This window comes from Pseudomonas sp. PSB18, from assembly GCF_014596565.1.
Classification (GTDB): Bacteria; Pseudomonadota; Gammaproteobacteria; order Pseudomonadales; family Pseudomonadaceae; genus Aquipseudomonas.
On the sequence record NZ_NOIN01000016.1, the window covers coordinates 49,482 to 71,439 of the forward strand.

Below are 21,958 nucleotides of genomic sequence, written 5' to 3' on the forward strand. Positions count from 1 at the left end.
GGTGCAGCCTGTCAGTTGAAGACGATTTCGTCGTTTTCCACCGTTCCGGTTACGGTTTCGCCCGGCATGAAGCGACCAGACAGGATCAACTGCGCCAACGGGTTTTCGATCCAGCGCTGGATGGCCCGCTTCAATGGCCGTGCCCCATAGACCGGGTCGTAACCCACGGCAATCAACTTATCCAGGGCTTCGTCGCTCAGTTGCAGCTTCAGCTCCCGCTCGGTGAGGCGGCTACGCAGGCGACCCAGCTGGATTTCGGTGATGCCGGCAATCTGGTCGCGGGCCAGCGGTTCGAAGATCACCACCTCGTCGACCCGGTTGATGAATTCCGGCCGGAAGTGGGTAGAGATCGCGTCCATCACCGCCGCCCGTTGCGCCTCGCGATCCCCCACCAGTTCCTGGATCTGCGCCGACCCCAGGTTGGAGGTCATCACAATCACGGTGTTGCGGAAATCCACAGTGCGCCCGTGGCTGTCGGTCAGACGACCGTCCTCCAGCACTTGCAGCAGGATGTTGAACACATCCGGATGGGCTTTCTCGACCTCATCGAGCAGGATCACCGAGTACGGCTTGCGTCGCACGGCTTCGGTCAGGTAACCGCCCTCTTCATAGCCGACATAACCCGGCGGTGCGCCGATCAGCCGGGCCACGGAGTGTTTCTCCATGAATTCGGACATGTCGATGCGCACCATCGCCTCCTCAGTGTCGAAGAGAAACTCGGCCAACGCCTTGCACAGCTCGGTTTTACCAACACCGGTCGGGCCGAGGAACATGAACGAGCCACTCGGCCGGTTCGGGTCCGACAACCCGGCACGGGACCGACGCACGGCATTGGCGACCGCCACGACCGCTTCGTCCTGGCCGATCACACGCTGGTGCAGCAGGCTTTCCATCTTCAGCAGCTTGTCGCGTTCGCCTTCGAGCATCTTCGACACCGGAATCCCGGTCCACTTGGAGACTACTTCAGCGATTTCTTCCTCAGTGACCTTGCTGCGCAACAGCTGGTTTTCACTCTTGCCGTGCTGGTCGACCATCTGCAGGCTGCGCTCCAGGTCCGGGATCACCCCATATTGCAGCTCGGCCATGCGGTTGAGGTCGCCCTTGCGGCGGGCCGCCTCCAGCTCCTGGCGGGACTGTTCGATTTTCTGCTGGATCTGCGCCGAACCCTGGACTTCGGCCTTTTCCGAGTTCCAGATTTCCTCGAGATCGGAATACTCGCGTTCGTGACGAACGATTTCTTCCTGCAATTTCTCCAGGCGTTTCTTCGCGGCTTCGTCGCTTTCTTTCTTCAGGGCCTGGGATTCGACCTTGAGCTGGATCAGGCGCCGCTCCAGGCGATCCAGCACTTCCGGCTTGGAGTCGATTTCCATACGGATACGGCTGGCGGCCTCGTCGATCAGGTCGATGGCCTTGTCCGGCAATTGACGATCGGTGATGTAGCGGTGGCTGAGCTTGGCCGCCGCGATGATCGCGCCATCGGTGATCGCCACCTTGTGGTGGACTTCATAGCGCTCCTTGAGGCCACGCAGGATAGCGATGGTGTCCTCTTCGCTCGGCTCGTCCACCAGTACTTTCTGGAAGCGCCGCTCGAGGGCTGCGTCCTTCTCTATGTACTGACGGTACTCGTTGAGCGTGGTCGCGCCGACGCAATGCAACTCACCACGGGCCAGCGCGGGCTTGAGCATGTTGCCGGCGTCCATCGAGCCTTCGCCTTTGCCGGCGCCGACCATGGTGTGCAATTCGTCGATGAACAGAATGATCTGTCCTTCCTGCTTCGACAGCTCATTGAGCAGGGCCTTGAGCCGCTCTTCGAACTCGCCCCGGTACTTGGCACCGGCGATCAGCGCCCCCATGTCCAAGGACAACAGGCGCTTGCCCTTGAGGCCGTCCGGTACTTCACCGTTGATGATCCGTTGGGCCAGACCCTCGGCAATGGCGGTCTTGCCCACGCCTGGCTCACCGATCAACACCGGGTTGTTCTTGGTGCGGCGTTGCAGCACCTGGATCGTGCGGCGGATCTCGTCATCGCGACCGATCACCGGGTCGAGCTTGCCTTCTTCGGCGCGCTTGGTCAGGTCAACGGTGTATTTATCCAGCGCCTGACGGGACTCCTCGTGGTTGGCGTCGTTGACGGCTTCGCCGCCACGCAGGTTATTGATGGCATTTTCCAGGGCCTTCTTGCTCACGCCCTGGCCGAGCAGCAACTTGCCCAGCTTGCTGTTCTCGTCCATGGCGGCGAGTAGCACCAACTCGCTGGAAATGAACTGGTCGCCCTTCTGTTGAGCCAGGCGATCGGCCTGGTTGAGCAGCCGCGCCAGGTCCTGGGACATGTTTACGTCGCCGGTCGGATTCTGGATCTTGGGCAACTGGTCGAGTTCTTTCGCCAGCTCTTTTCGCAGGCTGTTGACGTCGAAGCCTACCTGCATCAGCAAAGGCTTGATGGAGCCGCCCTGCTGTTCGAGCATGGCCTGCATCAGATGCGCCGGTTCGATGGCGGGATGGTCCAGGCCGACGGCCAGGGACTGAGCATCGGACAGCGCCAATTGCAACTTGCTGGTTAAACGGTCAATACGCATAAGGTCACCTTCCTTTTGAGCAGGCCGGACCGAAAAACATCCTGAATGAAGAAACCTGCCAGATACCGATATAGATGTGGTCGATTATGGAAGATTCAAGCAGGCTCTGTTGATACAGATCAGTCAAATGTGGGCCTGTGGGAGCGAGCCGGCTCGCGGTATAGGTGTGCCAATCGATTAAAGGTTAGCTGACACGCCACTTTCGCGAGCAAGCTCGCTCCCACAGTGGATTTGCGGTGCATGCAGTATTGATGGACGACGCCGGACCGGTGGGAGCCGAGCTTGCTCGCGATAGCGGTGGCACATTCAACATGGGTGCAAGCAGACAGGACGCCATCGCGAGCAGGCTCGCTCCCACAGTGGGTCTGTGGTGTATGTAGTATTTGTGCACGGCGCGGGACTTGTGGGAGCGAGCCTGCTCGCGATGGCGGCGGCACGCCAAACAGCCTTCTACTGTTCGATCCAGACCAGGGAGGCGAAGCGACCGGTGCGCGGGCTGCGACGGTAGGAAAAGAAGCGAGGATCGGTCACGGTGCACAACCCGCCGCCGTAGACTGTCGAGACACCCCGCGCGGCCAGCCGCAGGCGCGCCAATTCATAGATGTCGGCAAGAAACTTTCCGGCGTTGTGGCTGGGTACGAAGGCCTGTTCTGCCCGGGGCAATTGCGCGATGAACGCTTCACGCACTTCCGGCCCGACTTCGAAGGCTTGCGGTCCGATGGCCGGGCCAAGCCAGGCGATAATCTCATCCGCCGGCGTTGCCAGGCTGTCGAGGGTGGCTTCCAGTACGCCGTTCGCCAGCCCGCGCCAGCCGGCATGGGCGGCCGCGACGCGCGTACCGGCGCGGTTGCAGAACAGCACGGGCAGGCAGTCCGCCGTCATCGCCGTGCAGGCGATACCCGGCGTGGCGGTCCAGCTGGCATCAGCGGTCGCGACCAAGGCCGGGTCGGCCTCGACCACGGCAATCCCGTGGACCTGCTGCAGCCAGGCCGGACGGATGGCGAATCGATCGGTGAGACGACGCCGATTTTCGGTGACGGCCCCTGGGTCATCATCGACATGGTCGCCGAGGTTGAGGCTGTCGAACGGCGCCAGGCTGACGCCGCCCGCACGGGTGGTGACGCAGGCCTTGACCCGGGCCGGTGCGGGCCAGTCGGGGATCAGCCAGTCACTCATCCGATGAACGCCTCTCGGTCCTGCTTGAGCAGCGTCAGCAGCCAGACGAAGTCATCCGGCAACGGCGACTCCCAGCTCATGCGCTTACCGGTGGTCGGATGATCCAGTTCCAGGAAACGCGCATGCAGCGCCTGACGCGGGAAGTGCTTCAGGGACTCGACCATGGTCACGCTGGCGGCCGGCGGAATGCGGAAGCGGCCGCCATAGGCCGGGTCGCCCACCAACGGGAAGTTGATGTGGGCCATGTGCACGCGGATCTGGTGGGTACGACCGGTTTCCAGCTTGACCCGCACATGGGTGTGGGAGCGGAAGCGTTCAAGCACGCGGTAATGACTGACCGCCGGCTTGCCGCCTTCCATCACCGCCATGCGCTGGCGTTGCTGGCCGTGACGACCGATGGGGGCGTTGATCTTGCCGCCAGCGGTCACTACGCCGATCACGATGCATTCATAGATGCGGCTGACACTGCGGCTTTGCAGTTGTGCGACCAGTTGGGTCTGCGCCTGAATGGTCTTGGCCACCACCATCAGACCGGTGGTGTCCTTGTCGAGGCGGTGCACGATACCGGCCCGGGGCACATTGACGATATCCGGCACGTGATGCAGCAAGGCATTGAGCAAGGTGCCGTCGGCGTGACCGGCGGCCGGGTGCACCACCAGGCCCGCAGGCTTGTTGATCACCAGGATATCGTCGTCTTCATAGACGATGTCCAGGGCAATGTCCTGGGCAACCCATTCTCCCTGGGCTTCCTGTTCGGCGGTCAGCTCGAGGATGGCGCCGCCATGGACGATGTCGCGCGGACGGATGACCGCCCCATCCACCGTCAGGCGGCCGTCCTTGATCCAGGCGGAAAGGCGCGAGCGCGAATGCTCGGTGAAGAGTTGGGCGGCGACTTGATCGAGGCGTTGGCCGCCCAAATCGGACGGCACCTCTGCGCGAAGTTCTATTTTATCGGACATGCTCGGACTGGGCGTCGGCACAGCCTTTGGTTTCGGCTGCGCGCTTGTGGTTAAATACGGCGTCTTTTGCCCCGAGGCTTTCAACGGGGCGCTCATCATAACAGGACGGCCCCGCCCAAGACAGCGGCCGTCATAGGGACGCAAGCCGCCATGCAAGTGAAACACCTGCTGCTGATCGCCATCCTCGCATTGACTGCTGCTTGCTCGTCGAAGGAAGTCGTAGACGAAAACCTGAGCGAAGTCGAACTGTACCAACAGGCGCAGAAGGACTTGGACAACAACAGCTACACCAGCGCCACCGCCAAGCTCAAGGCCCTGGAGTCGCGGTACCCGTTCGGCCGCTACGCCGATCAGGCCCAGCTGGAGCTGATCTACGCCAACTACAAGAACGCCGAGCCGGAAGCTGCGAAATCTGCCGCCGAACGTTTCATTCGCCTGCATCCACAGCATCCGAACGTCGACTACGCCTATTACCTCAAGGGCCTGACGTCTTTCGACCAGGACGTCGGCCTGCTGGCGCGCTTCCTGCCGCTGGACATGACCAAGCGTGACCCGGGCGCCGCGCGCGACTCGTACAACGAGTTCGCACAACTGACCAGCCGCTTCCCCAACAGCCGCTACTCGCCGGATGCCAAGCAGCGCATGATCTACCTGCGCAACCTGCTGGCCTCCTACGAAATCCACGTGGCCGACTACTACCTGACCCGTCAGGCCTACGTCGCCGCCGCCAACCGTGGCCGCTACGTGGTGGAAAACTTCCAGGAAACCCCTTCGGTGGGTGACGGCCTGGCGGTGATGACCGAGGCGTACCAACGCCTGCACCTGGACGAACTGGCGGCCAGCAGCCTGGAAACCCTGAAGCTGAACTACCCGGATCACCCTTCCCTGGTCGACGGCCAGTTCACCCCACGCGTCGCAGAAGCCGACAACCGTTCGTGGCTGAGCAAGGCGACCCTGGGCCTGATCGAGTCCCGTCCTCCCCTGCCACCGGGCGAAACCCGCGCCAACCAGGACGTACAGCGTCAGTTCCAGGATGCCAAGGAAGCCATTCCGAACGAGCTCAAGCCAAAGGATGAAAATGGCGATGTGATCGAAGAACCGGAGCCTGAGGACAAATCCAGCGACCGTTCCTGGTTCAGCCACCTGACCTTCGGCCTGTTCGACTGAGTACAGTGCTTCAGCAAAAAGGGAGACCCGACGGTCTCCCTTTTTTGTGCCTGGATCCTATTGAACTGTGCGCAGCCCCAGTCCTTGGCTAAACTGCCTCATCTCTCGCCAGAAAGCCGCCTATCATGCTCCGTCTATTGATCTTGTTCGCCGTCGTTGCTTCAGCCATATGGATCTTTCGCAACGTGAAGCCCAAGGCGTCCGCGGCAAGCTCCTCCCGGGAACAGGATGCACCGCCCATGGTCCGCTGCGCCCATTGTGGCGTGCACCTGCCGCGTGACCGGGCACTCCCCCTCCAACAACAGTGGTATTGCAGCCAGGCTCACCTCGAGCAAGGCCCGGACCCTCGTGATCGCTGAGGCTCCAAGCCCCCGAGTCAGACAGACGCAGCGCCTGCTGCGTCTCTATCACCTGTACCGCTTGAGCATCGGCATCACCCTGGTGCTGCTGATCTCCAGCAACATGGACAACCGTCTGCTGGCATTCGCCAATGACGACCTGCTGCGCAGTGGCAGCTGGTTGTACCTGGTATTGAACATCCTGCTGGTGGTGTTCCTGGAAAACACCCGTCGCCCTGCCCGGCTGTTCGGCCTAGCCCTGACCGATGTGTTGCTGCTGTCGTGGCTGTTCTTCGTTGCAGGCGGCGCGCCCAGTGCCATCGGCAACCTGCTCATCGTCTCGGTGGCCATCGGCAATACGCTGCTACGCGGTCGAATCGGCCTGTTGATCGCCGCCGTCGCCACGATCGGCATTGTCGGCTCGAGCTTTTTCCTTGGCCTGAACGACTCGAACCCTCCCGGCAGCTATCTACAGGCCGGTACCCTGGGCGCGCTGTGCTTTGCCGCCGCGCTGCTGGTGCAGGGCCTGACCCGGCGACTGGAAGCCAGCGAAACCCTGGCCGAGCAGCGGGCCAGCGAGGTGACCAGCCTCGAAACCCTCAACGCCCTGATCCTGCAACGCATGCGCACTGGCATCCTGGTGCTCGATCGTCAACGCCGGGTGCAACTGGCCAACGAAAGCGCTTTGAACCTGTTGGGCATGCACGACCTGGTAGGCCAACAGATCGACGACTATTCCAGCGCCCTGGTCGAACGGCTGCAACAGTGGTTGAACAACCCCAGCCTGCGCCCAGCAAGCCTGACCATTGCCGGCACGGGACTGACCTTGCAGCCGAGCTTCATCGTCCTTGGCCACAATGAACAGCATCAGATCCTCGTATTCCTCGAAGACCTGGCCCAAGTGGCCCAACAGGCCCAGCAACTGAAGCTCGCCTCGCTGGGACGCCTCACCGCCGGCATCGCCCATGAAATCCGCAACCCCCTGGGGGCAATCAGCCATGCGGCGCAATTACTGCGCGAGTCCGAGGAACTGAACGGCGCCGACCGGCGTCTGACGCAGATTATTCAAGATCACTCCCAACGAATGAACCGCGTCATCGAAAATGTCCTGCAGTTGTCCCGTCGCCAGCAAACCACGCCCCAGCGCCTGAACCTGCGGGTCTGGCTCGAGCAGTTCGCCCGGCAAGCCCATGAAAACGCGGCCGGGCACCAGCAGTTGCACCTGAGCATCGAACCGGGCGACTACATTACCCTCATGGACCCGGACCAACTGACCCAGGTCCTCGACAACCTGCTGCGCAATGCCTGGCGCCATAGCGCAATGCTCCATGAAGAAGCCGAGGTCTGGCTGAAACTGTTCATCGATCCCCACAGCCGTTTAGCCACGCTGGACATCATCGACAACGGCCCCGGCGTCCCCCCGGAACAGCAGGCGCATCTGTTCGAACCGTTCTTCACCACCAGCAGCCAGGGCACCGGCCTTGGGCTCTATCTGTCCCGTGAGCTGTGCGAAAGCAACCAGGCCCGCCTAGACTTCAAACCACGCCAAGGCGGCGGCTGCTTTCGCATCACCTTTGCTCACGGACGGAAACAGATTTGAATACACGCTCACGGCAACGAATCCTGATCGTCGATGACGAACCGGACATCCGCGAACTCCTGGACATCACCCTGGGCAGGATGAAACTCGAAACCCGCAGCGCCAAGAATCTTGCCGAGGCCCAATCCCTGCTGGCGGATGAAGCCTTCGACCTGTGCCTGACCGACATGCGCCTGCCCGACGGTACCGGCCTGGAACTGGTGCAGCACATCCAGCAACGCTTCCCGCAACTGCCAGTGGCCATGATCACGGCCTACGGCAGCCTGGAAACCGCCATCGATGCCCTCAAGGCCGGGGCTTTTGACTTTCTGACCAAACCGGTCGACCTGGGTCGACTGCGGGAACTGGTGACCAGCGCCCTGCGCCTGCCGCCAGCCACCGCCCCGACCACCATCGAACGCTGCCTGCTGGGCGACTCCCCACCGATGCGCAGCGTGCGCAAACAGATCGAAAAACTGGCCCGCAGCCAGGCACCGGTGTACATCAGCGGGGAGTCCGGCTGTGGCAAAGAACTGGTGGCACGGCTGATCCACGAACAAGGCCCCCGCTCCAGTCGGGGGTTTGTGCCGGTCAACTGTGGCGCCATTCCGACAGAGCTGATGGAAAGCGAGTTTTTCGGCCATCGAAAAGGTAGCTTCAGCGGTGCCATCGAGGACAAGCCCGGTCTGTTCCAGGCCGCCCACGGTGGCACCCTGTTTCTCGATGAAGTGGCCGACCTGCCCCTGGCGATGCAGGTCAAACTGCTGCGGGCGATCCAGGAAAAGGCCGTGCGCGCCGTTGGCGGCCAGCAGGAGGAAGTGGTGGATGTCCGCATCCTCTGCGCCACCCACAAGGACCTGGACGCCGAAGTGGCCGCGGGACGCTTTCGCCAGGACCTGTACTACCGCCTGAACGTCATCGAACTGCGCGTCCCGCCCCTGCGCGAACGCCGCGAAGACATCGAACCGCTGGCCAACCACATGCTCCAGCGTCTGGCCGCCAGCACCGGCAACCCCGCCGCCAGGCTCCATCCCCAAGCCCTCGAGGCCCTTCGAAACTACCGCTTCCCCGGCAACGTGCGAGAGCTGGAAAACATGCTCGAACGGGCCTATACCCTCTGCGAACACCAACAAATCGAAGCCGACGACCTGCGCCTGGCCGAAGGCAACGGCATCACCGATGCCACCAACCCCGATCTGATGCGGGTCGACAACCTGGAAGACTATCTGGAAGACGTCGAACGCAAAGTCATCCTCCAGGCCCTGGAGGAAACCCGCTGGAACCGCACCGCCGCAGCCCAGCGATTGAAGCTGTCGTTTCGGTCGATGCGGTACCGGTTGAAGAAGTTGGGGTTGGATTGAGCAACTTGAAGCCCCTGTGGGAGCGAGCCTGCTCGCGATAGCGGTGGGTCAGTTCGAATACATGTTGAACGTACCGACGCTATCGCGAGCAGGCTCGCTCCCACAGGGGGCTCCGAATTCAGCTTCAAGAACAAACCCGCTCGCTTTTTTGTTTTTGCTTTTGCTTTTGCTTTTGATCTTCGGGCCCCGTTAACCATGACGGCCGAACGCAGGCATTGCGTAGTGGGCAACCCGGCATGGATGCCGGGTTAGCCGCGCTGGGCCATGGATGGCCCTTCGCGGCGGGCCCACGGAGCAATGCCGGAGTGAGGGCACACCGAGCCTAGGCGAGGTGCCGAGTGGTGGGGCCAAGCCTTTTTGGTTACTTTTGGGGCGTCTGCCAAAAGTAACCCGCTGTAAGAGCGGAACCATAAGTAGCCGTTACCGCAGCAACGGATATGTACTCAATAAGACCGCCATCGCGAGCAGGCTCGCTCCCACAATTGGATCGAAGTACAACCGCAAGTCCTACATCCGCCCCGCCGGCGCATACGGCGCAGGATCAATCACCGGCTCACGCCCCAACATCACATCCGTAAACAACTGACACGACGCAGGCGCCAACACCAACCCATTGCGATAATGCCCACAGTTCAACCACAGCCCCGCAAACCCCGGCACCTCGCCGATATAGGGAATACCCGCCGGCGATCCAGGCCGCAGTCCGGCCCAATGCCCGACCAACTCAGCCTCCGCCAGCGCCGGAATCAGTTGCTGCGCCGAAGCCTTCAGGCTCTCCAGCGCCGCTTCGGTCGGAGTCTTGTCGAAACCCTCGCGCTCCAGGGTACTGCCCACCAGGATATGCCCGTCACGCCGCGGAATCGCATAACGTCCCTTGGCCAGGACCATGCTCGACAGGAAGTCCGACGCGCATTTGTACAGGATCATCTGCCCCTTGACCGGCTCCACCGGCAACTTGAGGCCCAGGGTCTTGAGCAATTCCCCGCTCCAGGCCCCAGCAGCCAGTACCACCTGATCGCCACGAATCGCCCCGGCCGAACTCTCCACCCCCACGACACGTCCGCCGTCGCGGATGAAGCCATTGACCTCGCATTGCTCATGCAGCGTGACATCGGGCAGCGCCAGCAACGCAGCCTTGAGGGACTTCACCAACCGGGGGTTGCGCACGTTCGCCACGTCAGCCATGTGGATCGCTCGGGAGAACCCGGCACCCAGTACCGGCACCGCATCGTGGACGGCCGAGATATCCACGGCCCGCAGCGGCCGCCCTTCCCGCGCGGCCCAGGCCAGCGCTTCGTCCTGATCATCCAGATCCAGCCAATACAGCCCGGTGACATGCACCTGCGGATCAATACCCGTGGCCGCGAACAAACGTTGGCCCAACTGTGGGTAAAAATCCTGTGACCAGTGCGCCAGCGCCGTGACCGCCGGGCTGTAGCGCCACGGGTACAACGGCGAAACGATGCCGCCACCCGCCCAGGACGATTCCTGGCCGACACTGGAACGCTCCAGCAGCACCACACGTTGCCCTTCGGACGCCAGATTGAACGCTGTCAGCAGGCCAATGACTCCGCCGCCGACAATCACCACTTGCTGTTGCCTGGTCATGTTCTGATTCGACTCGTAAGACTGAAGGGCGCATGACAGCGCCCGAAAAAAGAAGCTCAGCGACCCCAGCAATCCTTGGTGGTCAGCCCGGACGCGGCGTTGAGCATGCTGCGCACGCCGGTGTTGTTGATGGTGAAATCACCGCACTTGTCCGTCGCCATGGACGAGCCACTTTTGCGTACCGCGGTCAGGGTAAAACTCTGGTCCGCCAGCGTCCGGTTGATGGTGTAGAAATCATTGCCATTGCTCAGCCCGGTCGCGTTGGTATAGACGTTGTTCTTCGAATAGTAGCGCTCGAGTATCTGCGCCTGTTCCGACAACAGCCCGGCGATTTCGGCGCGGCGGCCCTTTTTCATGTACTCGGTCAGGCTCGGGTAGCCGACGGTGATCACGATACCGATGATCGCGATCACGATCATGATTTCGATCAAGGTGAAACCCCGGTTGGTTCTGCGCATTCCCTTACCCCTCACTGTATTTGTCGCCACATGACGCGACGGCTACCGCCAACGGATTTGCCCAGCAGCTCGGTGATACCGCCGCCGGAATCATTCACGATCATGTTGGTGGCTCCGTTGGCACTGACGACGGCACTCAAGGTCGGGATACCGCCGGTGAACACCACCCCGGCGGAGATCGTGTCGAGGCTGCTGAGATTGCCGTCGCCGTTGGTGTCGAGCACCGCATAGTTGAGCATCTTACCGCTGAACGCATCCACTTCGATCAATTTGCCGGTCCCGAAGCTGGCGCAAGGGTCGGTGGTGTCCACCGCAGCCGTGGTAAAGACAACGCGCCCAAGCACCAGGTTGGCCGGGTTGATCACCCGCTCCCCGGTCAGCGCGTTGTTGTACACCAGGGGCAGGTACCAACCCTTTTTCGCCGGGTAAGTCACGTCGGTCTGGCTGGTGGTCACGAACTGCCCCGTGCTGCCTGAGAACACACCGGTGACCGACTGGGCCTGCAGACTCGATACCGTGATCTGCCCACCGCCACCGGTGGCGTCCCAGATCGAATAGAACCCCTGCAGATCCTTGTTGAGTTTGTCTGTTGCCTCGTTGAATTTACCGGTACCGAAAAAAACCTGAACCCCACCCTGAGGGTTATCCGCCAGCAACGGTTGAACGGTGATGGGCTGGGTCGCTCCGCCGGACGCGGTGAACAAGGGCTGGCCGGCAAATGCCAGCCCCCAGGTTGTCGGGGATGTGCCGCTGAGATCGAACTTCCACATCCGTCCTTTCAAGTCGCCACCATAGGCAGCCTGCACCACATTCTGGGAGTTGACCCGAAGCTTGACCGACGACAAGCCGTTATCGGTCTCGCTGCTATTGATGACGATTTTCCGAATCAGCGAACCGTCGCGGATATCCACCACATACAACGCCGCCACGCCGCTGTTGCTGCCGTAGCCGTTGGAAATGAACGCCGCCCAACGACCGTCCGCCAAACGGGCGACTTCGGGACGGGCATAGGCGTAGCCCAGGTCGTTGAAGGTATTGGCGGTGTTGGCAACGGTCGGCGCGCTGATTTCCCACAGCGCCCGAATGGTATTGCCGGCCGCTGCATCGAACAGTTGCACCGCAAAGAACGTCCTGCCCCCGGCCCCGGTCCCGCCCACGGCCACGGTTTTCCAGGCACTGCCCGATTGCGTATCGAATACGCCAACCTGACCATCCACCAGGAACCTGTGGCTCACCCCATTGATGTAGTTGACATCAGCGATGTCATCCAGCGCCGGCAACACGCTCGAAGGCATGTAGGCGTAACGCCGCGTGCCGTTGGCAGCGTTGATGACGCTGAAGAAGCCGTCATTGGCGTTCACCACGAGGCTGGTGTTCATGTTTGTCGCCTTGGTCGCCAGGTACGTGCTGTAGCTGGTGTCGTTCAGCAGGTCCGCGGCCGTCTGGTCATTGGGTGACGCCAGCACCAGCGGCGAGTTGATGATGTCCCCCAGCAATGCACTGCGCACCTTCAAGCCGGTTTTGTTGGTGCCCTTGCTCCACTCCACCAGATCATTCCCGGTGATCCCTGTGGGCAGGTTCTGGCTGAGGGTAGTTTGCTGAGCCGTTGAAAAGTTGCTGTAGGCCAGAGTCACCGGCGCATTGGTCGTGGGGTTCCACGATTGGTAAAGCGGCGCCGTGGCGCCGGGGACAATGGCGGTGTCGGTGGTCCATTGCACCGCAGCCCTGTTGACCGTGCCTGCCGAAGTGAAACCGAACGCCCGGATCGTGCCACGCCAGTCCTTGGGGTCATAGGTGGTCTGGTAGAAGCTGGACGTGGTGGATAATGTCGCACCGTTGGTGGTGCCGCCGCCCCCCGACCCGGCCTTGGAGGTGATGTCGCTCAGGGCCGATGTCAGGGCCGAGTTCAGGCCTTCGCTGTCGGTCGCCTGGTAATACCTGCCTGCACCGTAGCGAGCGGCGTCGGACAGCATCTGGTTGGTGGCGGTGAAACCGACCGTATAGGTGTTGAGGTACTGCCGGGGGAAATCCGCAGTGTCCCAGCTCTTGCCGGTGGCATCGGTACCGGTGGAGCGCATGTCGATGTCGAAGGCGAATTTGGCGATATCGTCCAGATACAGCGTATCGCCCTCATCATCACCATTAGGGTCGTTGCCATCGTTGGTTATGCCGTCCCAGTTTGGCAGACGCGGGCCGCCCGTAGCGACGGCCTGCGGGTCGTTGGTCGGGAACGTCCGGTCATAGGTGGGGAAGCCGTCGGTAATCACTACGCCAAAGTTTTTCTGGCAACGGTACTGTATCGGGCTGGTATAGGTACTGGGCGTGCCGTTGTAGTACGGCGCCATGCCCCGGAAATAGCGGGTAACCTCGTAATAACTCTCGGCCAGTGGTGTATTCGCGATAGCGCCCAGGCCGTTGATGGCGTTGATCAAGGCGGTGTAGTTGGCGTTGGCCTGGGTCTGGGTAACGCTGCCGGTCACGGGCGACAGGTCGCTGACAGAACGGGCGATAAAGCCTCCCGGGCCGGAGTTGGTGCTGTTGGGCGGGTTGAAGGTTGCAAGACCGATGCGCAAGGCGCGGTTGCTGGTGACCAGGTCGTTGGAGACATCCCGGGCCACGTTGATTCGATAGTCGTTGGGAATCGTGCCGGTGGTGAAGTCCCGGTTCGCGCCGTTGGCCAGGGTCAGCAGATAAGACAGGTAATTGGTGGTGTAACGTGTATTACCGTTGCCCACAGGATCCGGTAGGCGCAGGCAAACCCGCCCAAGGTTGCCTCGGTAGAAACCGTACCAGCCGCTGGAACAACCACCGCGAAACAGGCCCGCCAGCAAAACGTTCGTGTCATCCGGGTCCAGGGGCAGCCCCCCCGAGCAACTGCTACTGGAGTTGCAGTTGGAAATGGCTGGCCGGGGCACCGTCGGATCAAACCCCGCCGCCCAGATGATGTTGTTCATACTCCCCGAATCATCGATCAGCAGCATCACGTTCGGTGTCACCGCGGCCGCACTCAACAACGGCGAATCCGAAGGCGTGAACCCATAGACCGGGGCCGTCAGATAAAGGCTGAGCAATACCCCCCACAGCGCCTGCCTCCAGCCACGGCGAGCCTCAATATTTCGCATAGATGCTCTCCACTACGCTGCGCTGGTTGTTCCCCACCACCGCCACCGCCGTGATCCGGTACAGCGTCGCCGACGTCCCGTTGGGTACATTGACCGCCGCAAGCGTGGTGCCGATGTTCTGCACCCCATAAAATCCTCCGGCGGCGGCGACCCAGGTGACCCCCGACGATGAATTGCGCCCTGCCCCCGTCAGCGTGGCGGATTCCGCCGGTGGCGCACATTGGGTGGCGGTGGTGCAGACCGCCAGCGAGTAGGTTTCGACTTGCACGGCGTTCTCGCCCATCCTCAGCGCCGCCTCGGCCATCTGGAACGACTGGTTGCGCAGCATGACGCTACTGGTCATCTTTTCCTGAAGGGTGGCGCTCTGCATCGACGACAGGCCGATCAGCGTGAGGAGCAGCAGGAAGACCAGGCTGACCAGCAATGCCATGCCGCGCTGACGCTGCCCGAAGGATCTCGATCTCATCAAGCGCCCCTCACAAGAGCCGGTTGCGCAAGGCGGCAACCACGTTGAAGGTCTGGTCGCGCACGTTGTTCTTCGGATCGAAGAGCGTCAGGGTCAGGCGCACGCTGCGGATCAATGCCGGATCCGGCGGGTTGCTGCTGTAGCTCGAGGCCGCGATGTCCGTCGAGCTGCCGGCCACGCCGAAGGTCACGTTGAACGTGCGGACGTTGTCCACCAGCACCGCCAGGGTCGGATTGCCGGCCCCGGTGCCCATCGATAGCTGGTTGTTGCTGAAGCTGTAGATCAATCGGCGTACCGGAAACGCCAACTGCCCGGCCGCGGGAGCCCGCGCACCGGTATAGGCCGTGGCCGTGGTACGGCAGTCGGAGACGACGGTCCAGGTCGGCACGCCGCCACTGTTGCCCACATCCGTCGTCACCAGGGTCATTTTCTGGTTGGTGTTGTCCCACCGGATCGGCGTGATCTGACTGGCATTGAAGTCCCCTGCCGAGGACGCGTCGGTGATGGTACCCAGGCAACCGAACATCCCCACCATGCGAATCTCCTGGACCATCTTGCTCAAGGCAAAGCGCGCATCCTCCTGCATCACCGCCGCCGCACTCTGGCTGATGTAGGTGTTCTTGGCGGCGATGAAGATCTGCACCACGCCCAGGACCACAATGAGACTGATGACCAACGCGATCATCAACTCGATCAGGCCAAAGCCCCGGCAGCCCTTGTTCATGGCGTCCCCACCGGATCGACGGCGGCGCGACTGGTCAGCACGAAACTACGCCGCGCCTCGGCCGCGTCGGTGGTGTTGGCAGCCCGGGCATCGTCCCAGGAAATGGTGATGGTGTAGACCCGCTGGTTCAGCGCGATGGTCCCGGTGGCCGTGGCGCCGCCGAAGCTGATGATGTTGGTCTTGAAATCGTAGAGGTCCTGGTCCCGGGTCACGTTGAGGTTGGGTGAGCTGGGCGGCGTGACGGTGTAGTCGGCACCGGAGTTGGCGCGGATGCGGTCCAGCATGTCGTAGGCGATGAAGCTGGCCTGGCTGGTCATGCGCGAGCTGTCGGTGTACTTCAGGGCATTGAGCTGGATCATCGCCGCCCCCAACAAACCCACACCGAGAATCAGCACGGCCACCAGCACTTCGATCAGTGTCATGCCCTCCTGTGGCCTTTTACTGCACCCCTTCATCCGCAACTTCCACCCAATACGATTCGTCCATTGAGGCAAACGTTAAGCGTCCGGCTCTGCGTCCCCCTCACATAATTGAAGCTCACCGGTGTGGCCGGTGCCGACAACCCACCCAGGTTGTTGAAATCAATGTTGGTCACGTCTGAGGTTAGCGTCAGAGTCGCACCACTGCTCATCGCTGGAACAACCCGCAATACATTGGCCGGATTGCCAGTACTGTCGTACACCGTCAGTTCGCCGCTCCAGGCGCTGCCCTGGGCGGTGGGGCCAATGCGCGTGGTGACACCCCGGTCGATCGCTTCCATGCGGGCAAAGTTCAAGGCCCGGCGCAGGTCGCCGATCTCGGTATCCGCCTTGGTACTCTGCATCGAACCGGTGAACGCCGGCACTGCCATGGTGATGAGGATCAACAGTACGCCAAGGGCCACCAGCAGCTCGATCAGCGTGAAACCTTTTGTACGAAGATCCATCGATGCCCTCCGTTGCCGTCGGCTATACCTGCTTCTTGTAACGCTAGAACAAACCATTGGCGCTTGCTTGTGGCGAGGGGATTTATCCCCTCGCCACAATGAGCCCCCCAAGTCCTCAAGGACCACCCCCACACTCTCCAGGGAGGAGACATCATGCCCCAACAGGGTTTCAGCCTGATCGAACTGCTCATGGGACTGGCGATTGTCGCAATTGTTCTACCGTGGGCCAGTTCAAGCTTCAAAGCGCTGGTGGAGTCCACTGAACGCAATGACACCGCGCAGCTATTGGCCAGCGGCTTGCGCAGTGCCCGCAGCGAAGCCATCACGCGCAATCGGACAGTGACCATTCAAGGGATAGACAACGATTGGAGCCGAGGGTGGCAAATCAGGTTGGACGACGATGACCGGACATTGCTGGAACAGCGCAGCAATCGCACCCTGGTGGTGGGTAACTGGCCGGTGAAGCACCGGGTAACGTTCGCCGGTCATGGGGCCGCGCTACTGCCCAGTGGCGCCTTTCAGGCAGGCACTTTGCACGTGTGCGCCCGGTACGAGCCAGTCAGCCATCATCAAGTGGTGCTGTCACCCACCGGCCGCGTCAGCCTGCGCAGCAAGGTCACCGAGCAGGCTTTGTGCGCAAAGAATCTAAAGCAGGGAGCGGACGCGTAGTTCCTTGGGCATGGAGAACGTGATGTTTTCCTCCCGGCCGGCCAGCTCATCGGCACCGATGGCACCCCAGGCCTGCAATTGCTGGATCACACCGCGCACCAGGACTTCCGGCGCTGAAGCACCCGCGGTAATGCCGATGTGCTCGATGCCATCGAACCAGCTGCGCTGCATGTCCTCGGCACCGTCGATCAGGTAGGCCGGCGTTCCCATGCGTTCGGCCAACTCGCGCAGCCGATTGGAGTTGGAGCTGTTCGGGCTGCCGACCACCAACACGACGTCGCACTCGTCCGCCAGCTGCTTGACCGCGTCCTGGCGGTTCTGGGTGGCGTAGCAGATGTCGTCCTTGCGCGGTCCGCCAATGGCCGGGAAGCGCGAGCGCAGCGCATCGATCACCCGGCTGGTATCGTCCATGGACAAAGTGGTCTGGGTGACGAAGGCGAGTTTTTCCGGGTTACGCACCTGCAAGGCAGCCACATCCTCCTCGTCCTCCACCAGGTAGATCGCGCCGCCATTGCTGGCGTCGTACTGGCCCATTGTACCTTCGACTTCCGGATGCCCTTCGTGGCCGATCAGGATGCACTCTCGACCGTCACGGCTGTAGCGCGCCACCTCGATGTGCACCTTGGTCACCAGCGGACAGGTGGCGTCGAACACCTTCAGGCCACGCCCAGCCGCTTCGGTACGCACCGCCTGGGAAACCCCATGGGCACTGAAGATCACGATGACGTCGTCCGGCACCTGGTCCAGTTCCTCGACGAAAACGGCCCCGCGGCTACGCAGGTCTTCGACGACGAATTTGTTGTGGACCACTTCGTGGCGCACATAGATCGGCGGCCCGAAGACTTCCAGGGCGCGGTTGACGATTTCGATCGCCCGGTCCACGCCGGCGCAGAAGCCACGGGGGTTGGCGAGTTTGATTTGCATGCTGTGCCTCGTGTCTGTGGGAGCGAGCCTGCTCGCGAAAGCGGTGTGTCAGTTAATGATCCTGTCGCTGACTGTCCGCCTTCGCGAGCAGGCTCGCTCCCACAGGTAGTGTGAAAGCAGTGATTGCCCGTTAAACCTTAAACCGCCTTGACGTCGAGGATTTCCACTTCGAAGTTCAAGGTCTTGCCCGCCAACGGGTGATTGAAGTCCACGGTCACCTGGGCGTCGTCAAAAGCCTTCACCACACCCGGCAACTCGGTATTGGCCGCGTCGTTGAAGATCACCAGCAAGCCTTCGGACAGCTCCATGTCCTGGAACTGCGAGCGTGGCATGGTCTGCACGTTTTGCGGGTTGGGCTGACCAAAGGCGTTTTCCGGTGTCACGACCACGGTGCGTTTGTCGCCGGCCTTGAAACCGAAGATCGCCGCCTCGAAGCCTGGCAACAGGTTGCCGTCGCCCACCTTGAACACGGCCGGGGCCTTGTCGAAGGTGCTGTCGACGGTGTCGCCGTTTTCCAGGTGCAGGGCGAAGTGAAGCGTCACTTCGGTGTTTTGAGCGATACGCTGCTCAGTCATGGACGGCTTCTCCGGTTTTCTTGCTCTTGAACATGTCCAGGGCGAGCATGATGGCGCCCACGGTGATGGCGCTGTCAGCGAAGTTGAACGCCGGGAAATACCAGCGGTTCTGCCAATGCACCAGGATGAAATCGATCACGTGGCCCAGGGCAATGCGGTCATAGAGATTGCCCAGCGCGCCGCCGAGCACCAGCGCCAGCGCCACGGCCAGCCAGGTTTCGTCGCGGCCCAGGCGCTTGAGCCAGACCACCAGCACCGCGCTGACCACAACGGCGATCAGGGCGAACAGCCAGCGCTGCCAGCCCGAACTGTCGGCCAGGAAGCTGAACGCCGCGCCGGTGTTGTAGGCCAGGGTCCAGCTGAAGTAGTCGGGGATGACCACGATCTGCTGGTACATGGTCAACGAGCCTTCGAAGTAGAACTTGCTGGCCTGGTCGATGACCAGGACCAGCACGCTCAACCAGAGCCAGCCCAGCCGTCCGAAACGGCCCGCTGCGTTAGGCATAGTGGCGAACCTCGCCGGTGCCGCTGATGTTGTCGACACAACGCCCGCAGATTTCCGGATGTTCCGGGTTCACGCCGACGTCTTCGCGGCAGTGCCAGCAACGGGCGCACTTGACGAAGCCCGACTTGACCACCTTGAGCTTCAGCCCGGCCACTTCGGTCACCACGGCATCGGCCGGGGCTTGCACCAACGGCGCGACACTGGCGGTGGAGGTGATCAGCACGAAGCGCAGTTCGTTGCCCAACTTGGCCAGGTCGCCACTCAGGGCTTCTTCGGCGTAGAGAGTCACTTCGGCTTGCAGGTTGCCACCGACGACCTTGGCCGCGCGCTGGATTTCCATTTCCTTGTTGACCGCGGCCTTGACCGCCATGATCCGGTCCCAGTAGGCACGGTCCAGCTCGAAGCCTTGCGGCAACTCGCTCAGGCCTTCGTACCAGGTGTTGAGCATCACCGATTCGTTGCGCTCGCCCGGCAGGTATTCCCACAGCTCGTCGGCGGTGAACGCCAGGATCGGCGCGATCCAGCGCACCAGTGCCTCGCTGATGTGGAACAGCGCGGTCTGGCACGAGCGGCGTGCCTTGCTGTTGGCGCCGGTGGTGTACTGGCGATCCTTGATGATGTCGAGGTAGAAACCACCCAGCTCCTGCACGCAGAAGTTGTGGATCTTCGAGTAGACGTTCCAGAAACGGTATTCGCCGTAGTGTTCCTGCAACTCGCGTTGCAGCAGCAGGGTACGGTCCACGGCCCAGCGGTCCAGGGCCAGCATGTCTTCGGCCGGCAGCAGGTCGGTGGCCGGGTTGAAGCCGGTCAGGTTCGACAGCAGGAAGCGGGCGGTGTTACGGATGCGCCGGTAGGCGTCCGCGCTGCGCTGCAGGATCTGCTCGGAAACCGCCATTTCGCCGGAGTAGTCGGTGGAGGCGACCCACAGGCGCATGATGTCGGCGCCCAGGGTGTCGTTGACCTTCTGCGGCGCGATGACGTTGCCCAGGGACTTGGACATCTTGCGGCCGGACTCGTCGACGGTGAAACCGTGGGTCAGCAGCTCGCGATACGGCGCGTGGTTGTCGATGGCGCAACCGGTCAGCAGCGACGAGTGGAACCAGCCGCGGTGCTGGTCCGAACCTTCCAGGTACAGGTCGGCACGCGGGCCGCTCTCATGGCCCATCGGGTGCGAACCGCGCAGCACGTGCCAGTGGGTGGTGCCGGAGTCGAACCAGACGTCCAGGGTATCGCTGATCTTGTCGTACAGCGGCGCTTCGTCGCCCAGCAGCTCGGCGGCGTCCATCTTGAACCAGGCTTCGATGCCTTCGACTTCGACGCGCTTGGCAACGGCCTCCATCAGTTCGACGGTACGCGGGTGCAGCTCGCCGCTTTCCTTGTTCAGGAAGAACGGGATCGGCACGCCCCAGTTGCGCTGGCGGGAGATGCACCAGTCCGGGCGGTTGGCGATCATCGAGTGCAGGCGCGCCTGACCCCAGGCCGGGACGAATTGGGTGTCTTCGATGGCTTTGAGCGAACGTTGGCGCAGGGTGTCGCCGCTGGCAGGCTGCTTGTCCATGCCGATGAACCACTGCGCGGTGGCGCGGTAGATCAACGGGGTCTTGTGGCGCCAGCAGTGCATGTAGCTGTGTTCGATGACGGTGGTGTGCAGCAGCGCGCCGACTTCGGTCAGCTTGTCGACGATGGCCGGGTTGGCTTTCCAGATGAACTGGCCGCCAAAGAACTCCAGGGACGGCGCGTATACGCCATTGCTCTGGACCGGGTTGAGGATGTCATCGTTGACCATGCCGTATTTCTTGCAGGTCACGAAGTCGTCGACGCCATAGGCCGGCGCGGAGTGAACCACGCCAGTGCCTGCGCCCAGCTCCACGTAGTCGGCCAGGTACACCGGCGACAGGCGGTCATAGAACGGGTGACGGAAGTTGATCAGCTCCAGCGCCGAACCGGGGGCGGTGGCCAGCACCGAACCTTCGAGGCCATAGCGGGACAGGCAGGATTCGACCAGTTCTTCGGCCAGCACCAGCAGCTTGTCGCCAACGTCGACCAGGGCGTAGTTGAACTCCGGGTGGACGTTCAGCGCCTGGTTGGCCGGGATGGTCCACGGGGTGGTGGTCCAGATCACGATGGCGGCCGGCTTGGCCAGGTTGCCCAGGCCGAAAGCGGCGGCGAGCTTGTCTTCATCGGCAATCGGGAACGCCACGTCGATGGTCGACGACTTCTTGTTCTCGTACTCGACTTCCGCCTCGGCCAGGGCCGAACCGCAATCGAAGCACCAGTTCACCGGCTTGAGGCCCTTGAACACGAAGCCACCCTCGACGATTTTCGCCAGGGCACGGATTTCGCCGGCTTCGTTCTTGAAGTCCATGGTCTTGTAGGGGTTGGCGAAGTCGCCCAGCACGCCGAGGCGGATGAATTCGGACTTCTGCCCTTCGATCTGCTCGGTGGCGTAGGCACGGCACAGCTCGCGGGTCTTGTCCGCGCCCAGGTTCTTGCCGTGGGTCACTTCCACCTTGTGCTCGATCGGCAGGCCGTGACAATCCCAGCCCGGGACGTATGGCGCGTCAAAACCCGACAGGGTCTTGGAGCGGATGATCATGTCCTTGAGAATCTTGTTCAGTGCGTGACCGATGTGAATGGTGCCGTTGGCGTACGGAGGGCCGTCGTGCAGGACGAACTTCGGACGATCCTTGCCAATTTCGCGCAACTTTCCGTACAGGCCAATGCTGTCCCAACGCTGCAGAATCTGTGGTTCGCGCTGAGGCAGGCCGGCCTTCATCGGGAAGGCGGTGTCCGGAAGGTTTAGCGTGGCTTTATAGTCGGTCATTT

General features: G+C 62.0%; 19 protein-coding genes. 5 read left to right on the forward strand and 14 right to left on the reverse strand.

Annotated features, from left to right (window positions below; all coding sequences use genetic code 11):
- Positions 1-11 precede the first annotated feature (11 nt).
- The 3 genes from clpB to rluD form a co-directional block, all read right to left on the reverse strand.
- Positions 12-2,576: an ATP-dependent chaperone ClpB gene (gene clpB / locus CGA22_RS25745; RefSeq protein WP_139649803.1), complete on the reverse strand. Its 2,565-nt coding sequence runs from the start codon at positions 2,574-2,576 to the stop codon at positions 12-14.
- A 450-nt stretch (positions 2,577-3,026) separates the two neighbouring features.
- Positions 3,027-3,752: a peptidoglycan editing factor PgeF gene (pgeF, locus tag CGA22_RS25750; RefSeq protein ID WP_041021342.1), complete on the reverse strand. Its 726-nt coding sequence runs from the start codon at positions 3,750-3,752 to the stop codon at positions 3,027-3,029.
- Entirely contained in the window at positions 3,749-4,711 is a 963-nt protein-coding gene (rluD, locus tag CGA22_RS25755) for a 23S rRNA pseudouridine(1911/1915/1917) synthase RluD (protein WP_041021343.1), read from the reverse strand. Before rluD ends, pgeF begins: the two co-directional genes overlap by 4 nt.
- 150 nt (positions 4,712-4,861) lie before the next feature.
- Between rluD and CGA22_RS25760 the strand changes: the two genes are divergently transcribed.
- The 4 genes from CGA22_RS25760 to CGA22_RS25770 all read left to right on the forward strand — a co-directional run bounded on the left by CGA22_RS25760 (position 4,862) and on the right by CGA22_RS25770 (position 9,156).
- Positions 4,862-5,878: an outer membrane protein assembly factor BamD gene (locus tag CGA22_RS25760; RefSeq protein WP_041021344.1), complete on the forward strand. Its 1,017-nt coding sequence runs from the start codon at positions 4,862-4,864 to the stop codon at positions 5,876-5,878.
- 125 nt (positions 5,879-6,003) lie between these two features.
- The gene (locus tag CGA22_RS27225; RefSeq protein ID WP_084213721.1) at positions 6,004-6,237 is read left to right on the forward strand and encodes a PP0621 family protein; all 234 of its coding nucleotides are present in this window, start codon (positions 6,004-6,006) and stop codon (positions 6,235-6,237) included.
- Positions 6,227-7,816 (forward strand): two-component system sensor histidine kinase NtrB, encoded by a 1,590-nt coding sequence (locus CGA22_RS25765; RefSeq protein WP_041021346.1) that lies wholly within the window; start codon positions 6,227-6,229, stop codon positions 7,814-7,816. The genes CGA22_RS27225 and CGA22_RS25765 overlap by 11 nt, the downstream gene beginning before the upstream one ends.
- Complete coding sequence (locus CGA22_RS25770) at positions 7,813-9,156, forward strand: sigma-54-dependent transcriptional regulator (protein ID WP_041021345.1); 1,344 nt, start codon at positions 7,813-7,815, stop codon at positions 9,154-9,156. Before CGA22_RS25765 ends, CGA22_RS25770 begins: the two co-directional genes overlap by 4 nt.
- A 507-nt stretch (positions 9,157-9,663) precedes the next feature.
- Here the strand turns inward: CGA22_RS25770 and thiO are convergent.
- Genes thiO through CGA22_RS25805 form a run of 7 tightly spaced genes read right to left on the reverse strand, consistent with a single transcriptional unit; the run spans position 9,664 to position 16,459 of the window.
- Positions 9,664-10,764 carry a glycine oxidase ThiO gene (thiO, locus tag CGA22_RS25775; RefSeq protein WP_041024769.1) on the reverse strand — a complete coding sequence of 367 codons (1,101 nt, stop codon included), beginning with the start codon at positions 10,762-10,764 and terminating at the stop codon, positions 9,664-9,666.
- A gap of 56 nt (positions 10,765-10,820) precedes the next feature.
- Positions 10,821-11,222 (reverse strand): type IV pilin protein, encoded by a 402-nt coding sequence (locus CGA22_RS25780; RefSeq protein ID WP_041024770.1) that lies wholly within the window; start codon positions 11,220-11,222, stop codon positions 10,821-10,823.
- Positions 11,223-11,233: 11 nt separating this feature from the next.
- Positions 11,234-14,344, reverse strand: a complete 3,111-nt coding sequence (locus tag CGA22_RS25785) for a pilus assembly protein (RefSeq protein WP_041024771.1) — start codon at positions 14,342-14,344, stop codon at positions 11,234-11,236.
- Complete coding sequence (locus tag CGA22_RS25790) at positions 14,331-14,810, reverse strand: PilX N-terminal domain-containing pilus assembly protein (protein WP_041024772.1); 480 nt, start codon at positions 14,808-14,810, stop codon at positions 14,331-14,333. The genes CGA22_RS25785 and CGA22_RS25790 overlap by 14 nt, the downstream gene beginning before the upstream one ends.
- Positions 14,811-14,820: 10 nt before the next feature.
- Entirely contained in the window at positions 14,821-15,534 is a 714-nt protein-coding gene (locus tag CGA22_RS25795) for a PilW family protein (protein WP_041024773.1), read from the reverse strand.
- Positions 15,531-15,989: a type IV pilus modification protein PilV gene (gene pilV, locus CGA22_RS25800; RefSeq protein ID WP_041024774.1), complete on the reverse strand. Its 459-nt coding sequence runs from the start codon at positions 15,987-15,989 to the stop codon at positions 15,531-15,533. The genes CGA22_RS25795 and pilV overlap by 4 nt, the downstream gene beginning before the upstream one ends.
- Positions 15,986-16,459: a GspH/FimT family pseudopilin gene (locus tag CGA22_RS25805; RefSeq protein ID WP_041024775.1), complete on the reverse strand. Its 474-nt coding sequence runs from the start codon at positions 16,457-16,459 to the stop codon at positions 15,986-15,988. The genes pilV and CGA22_RS25805 overlap by 4 nt, the downstream gene beginning before the upstream one ends.
- A 153-nt stretch (positions 16,460-16,612) precedes the next feature.
- Here CGA22_RS25805 and CGA22_RS25810 point away from each other — a divergent pair, with 153 nt between their 5' ends.
- On the forward strand, positions 16,613-17,128 hold the full coding sequence (locus CGA22_RS25810) for a GspH/FimT family pseudopilin (protein WP_041024776.1): 516 nt from the start codon (positions 16,613-16,615) through the stop codon (positions 17,126-17,128).
- Here CGA22_RS25810 and ispH read toward each other — a convergent pair.
- From ispH to ileS, 4 genes are all read right to left on the reverse strand, one after another.
- The gene (gene ispH, locus CGA22_RS25815) at positions 17,105-18,052 is read right to left on the reverse strand and encodes a 4-hydroxy-3-methylbut-2-enyl diphosphate reductase (protein ID WP_041024777.1); all 948 of its coding nucleotides are present in this window, start codon (positions 18,050-18,052) and stop codon (positions 17,105-17,107) included. The genes CGA22_RS25810 and ispH overlap by 24 nt on opposite strands.
- Positions 18,053-18,189: 137 nt before the next feature.
- Positions 18,190-18,627: an FKBP-type peptidyl-prolyl cis-trans isomerase gene (fkpB, locus tag CGA22_RS25820; protein ID WP_041024778.1), complete on the reverse strand. Its 438-nt coding sequence runs from the start codon at positions 18,625-18,627 to the stop codon at positions 18,190-18,192.
- A complete protein-coding gene (gene lspA / locus CGA22_RS25825; RefSeq protein ID WP_041024779.1) occupies positions 18,620-19,132 on the reverse strand; it encodes a signal peptidase II in 513 nt (170 codons plus the stop codon). The genes fkpB and lspA overlap by 8 nt, the downstream gene beginning before the upstream one ends.
- Positions 19,125-21,956 (reverse strand): isoleucine--tRNA ligase, encoded by a 2,832-nt coding sequence (gene ileS / locus CGA22_RS25830; RefSeq protein ID WP_041024780.1) that lies wholly within the window; start codon positions 21,954-21,956, stop codon positions 19,125-19,127. Before ileS ends, lspA begins: the two co-directional genes overlap by 8 nt.
- Between the last annotated feature and the right edge of the window lie 2 nt (positions 21,957-21,958).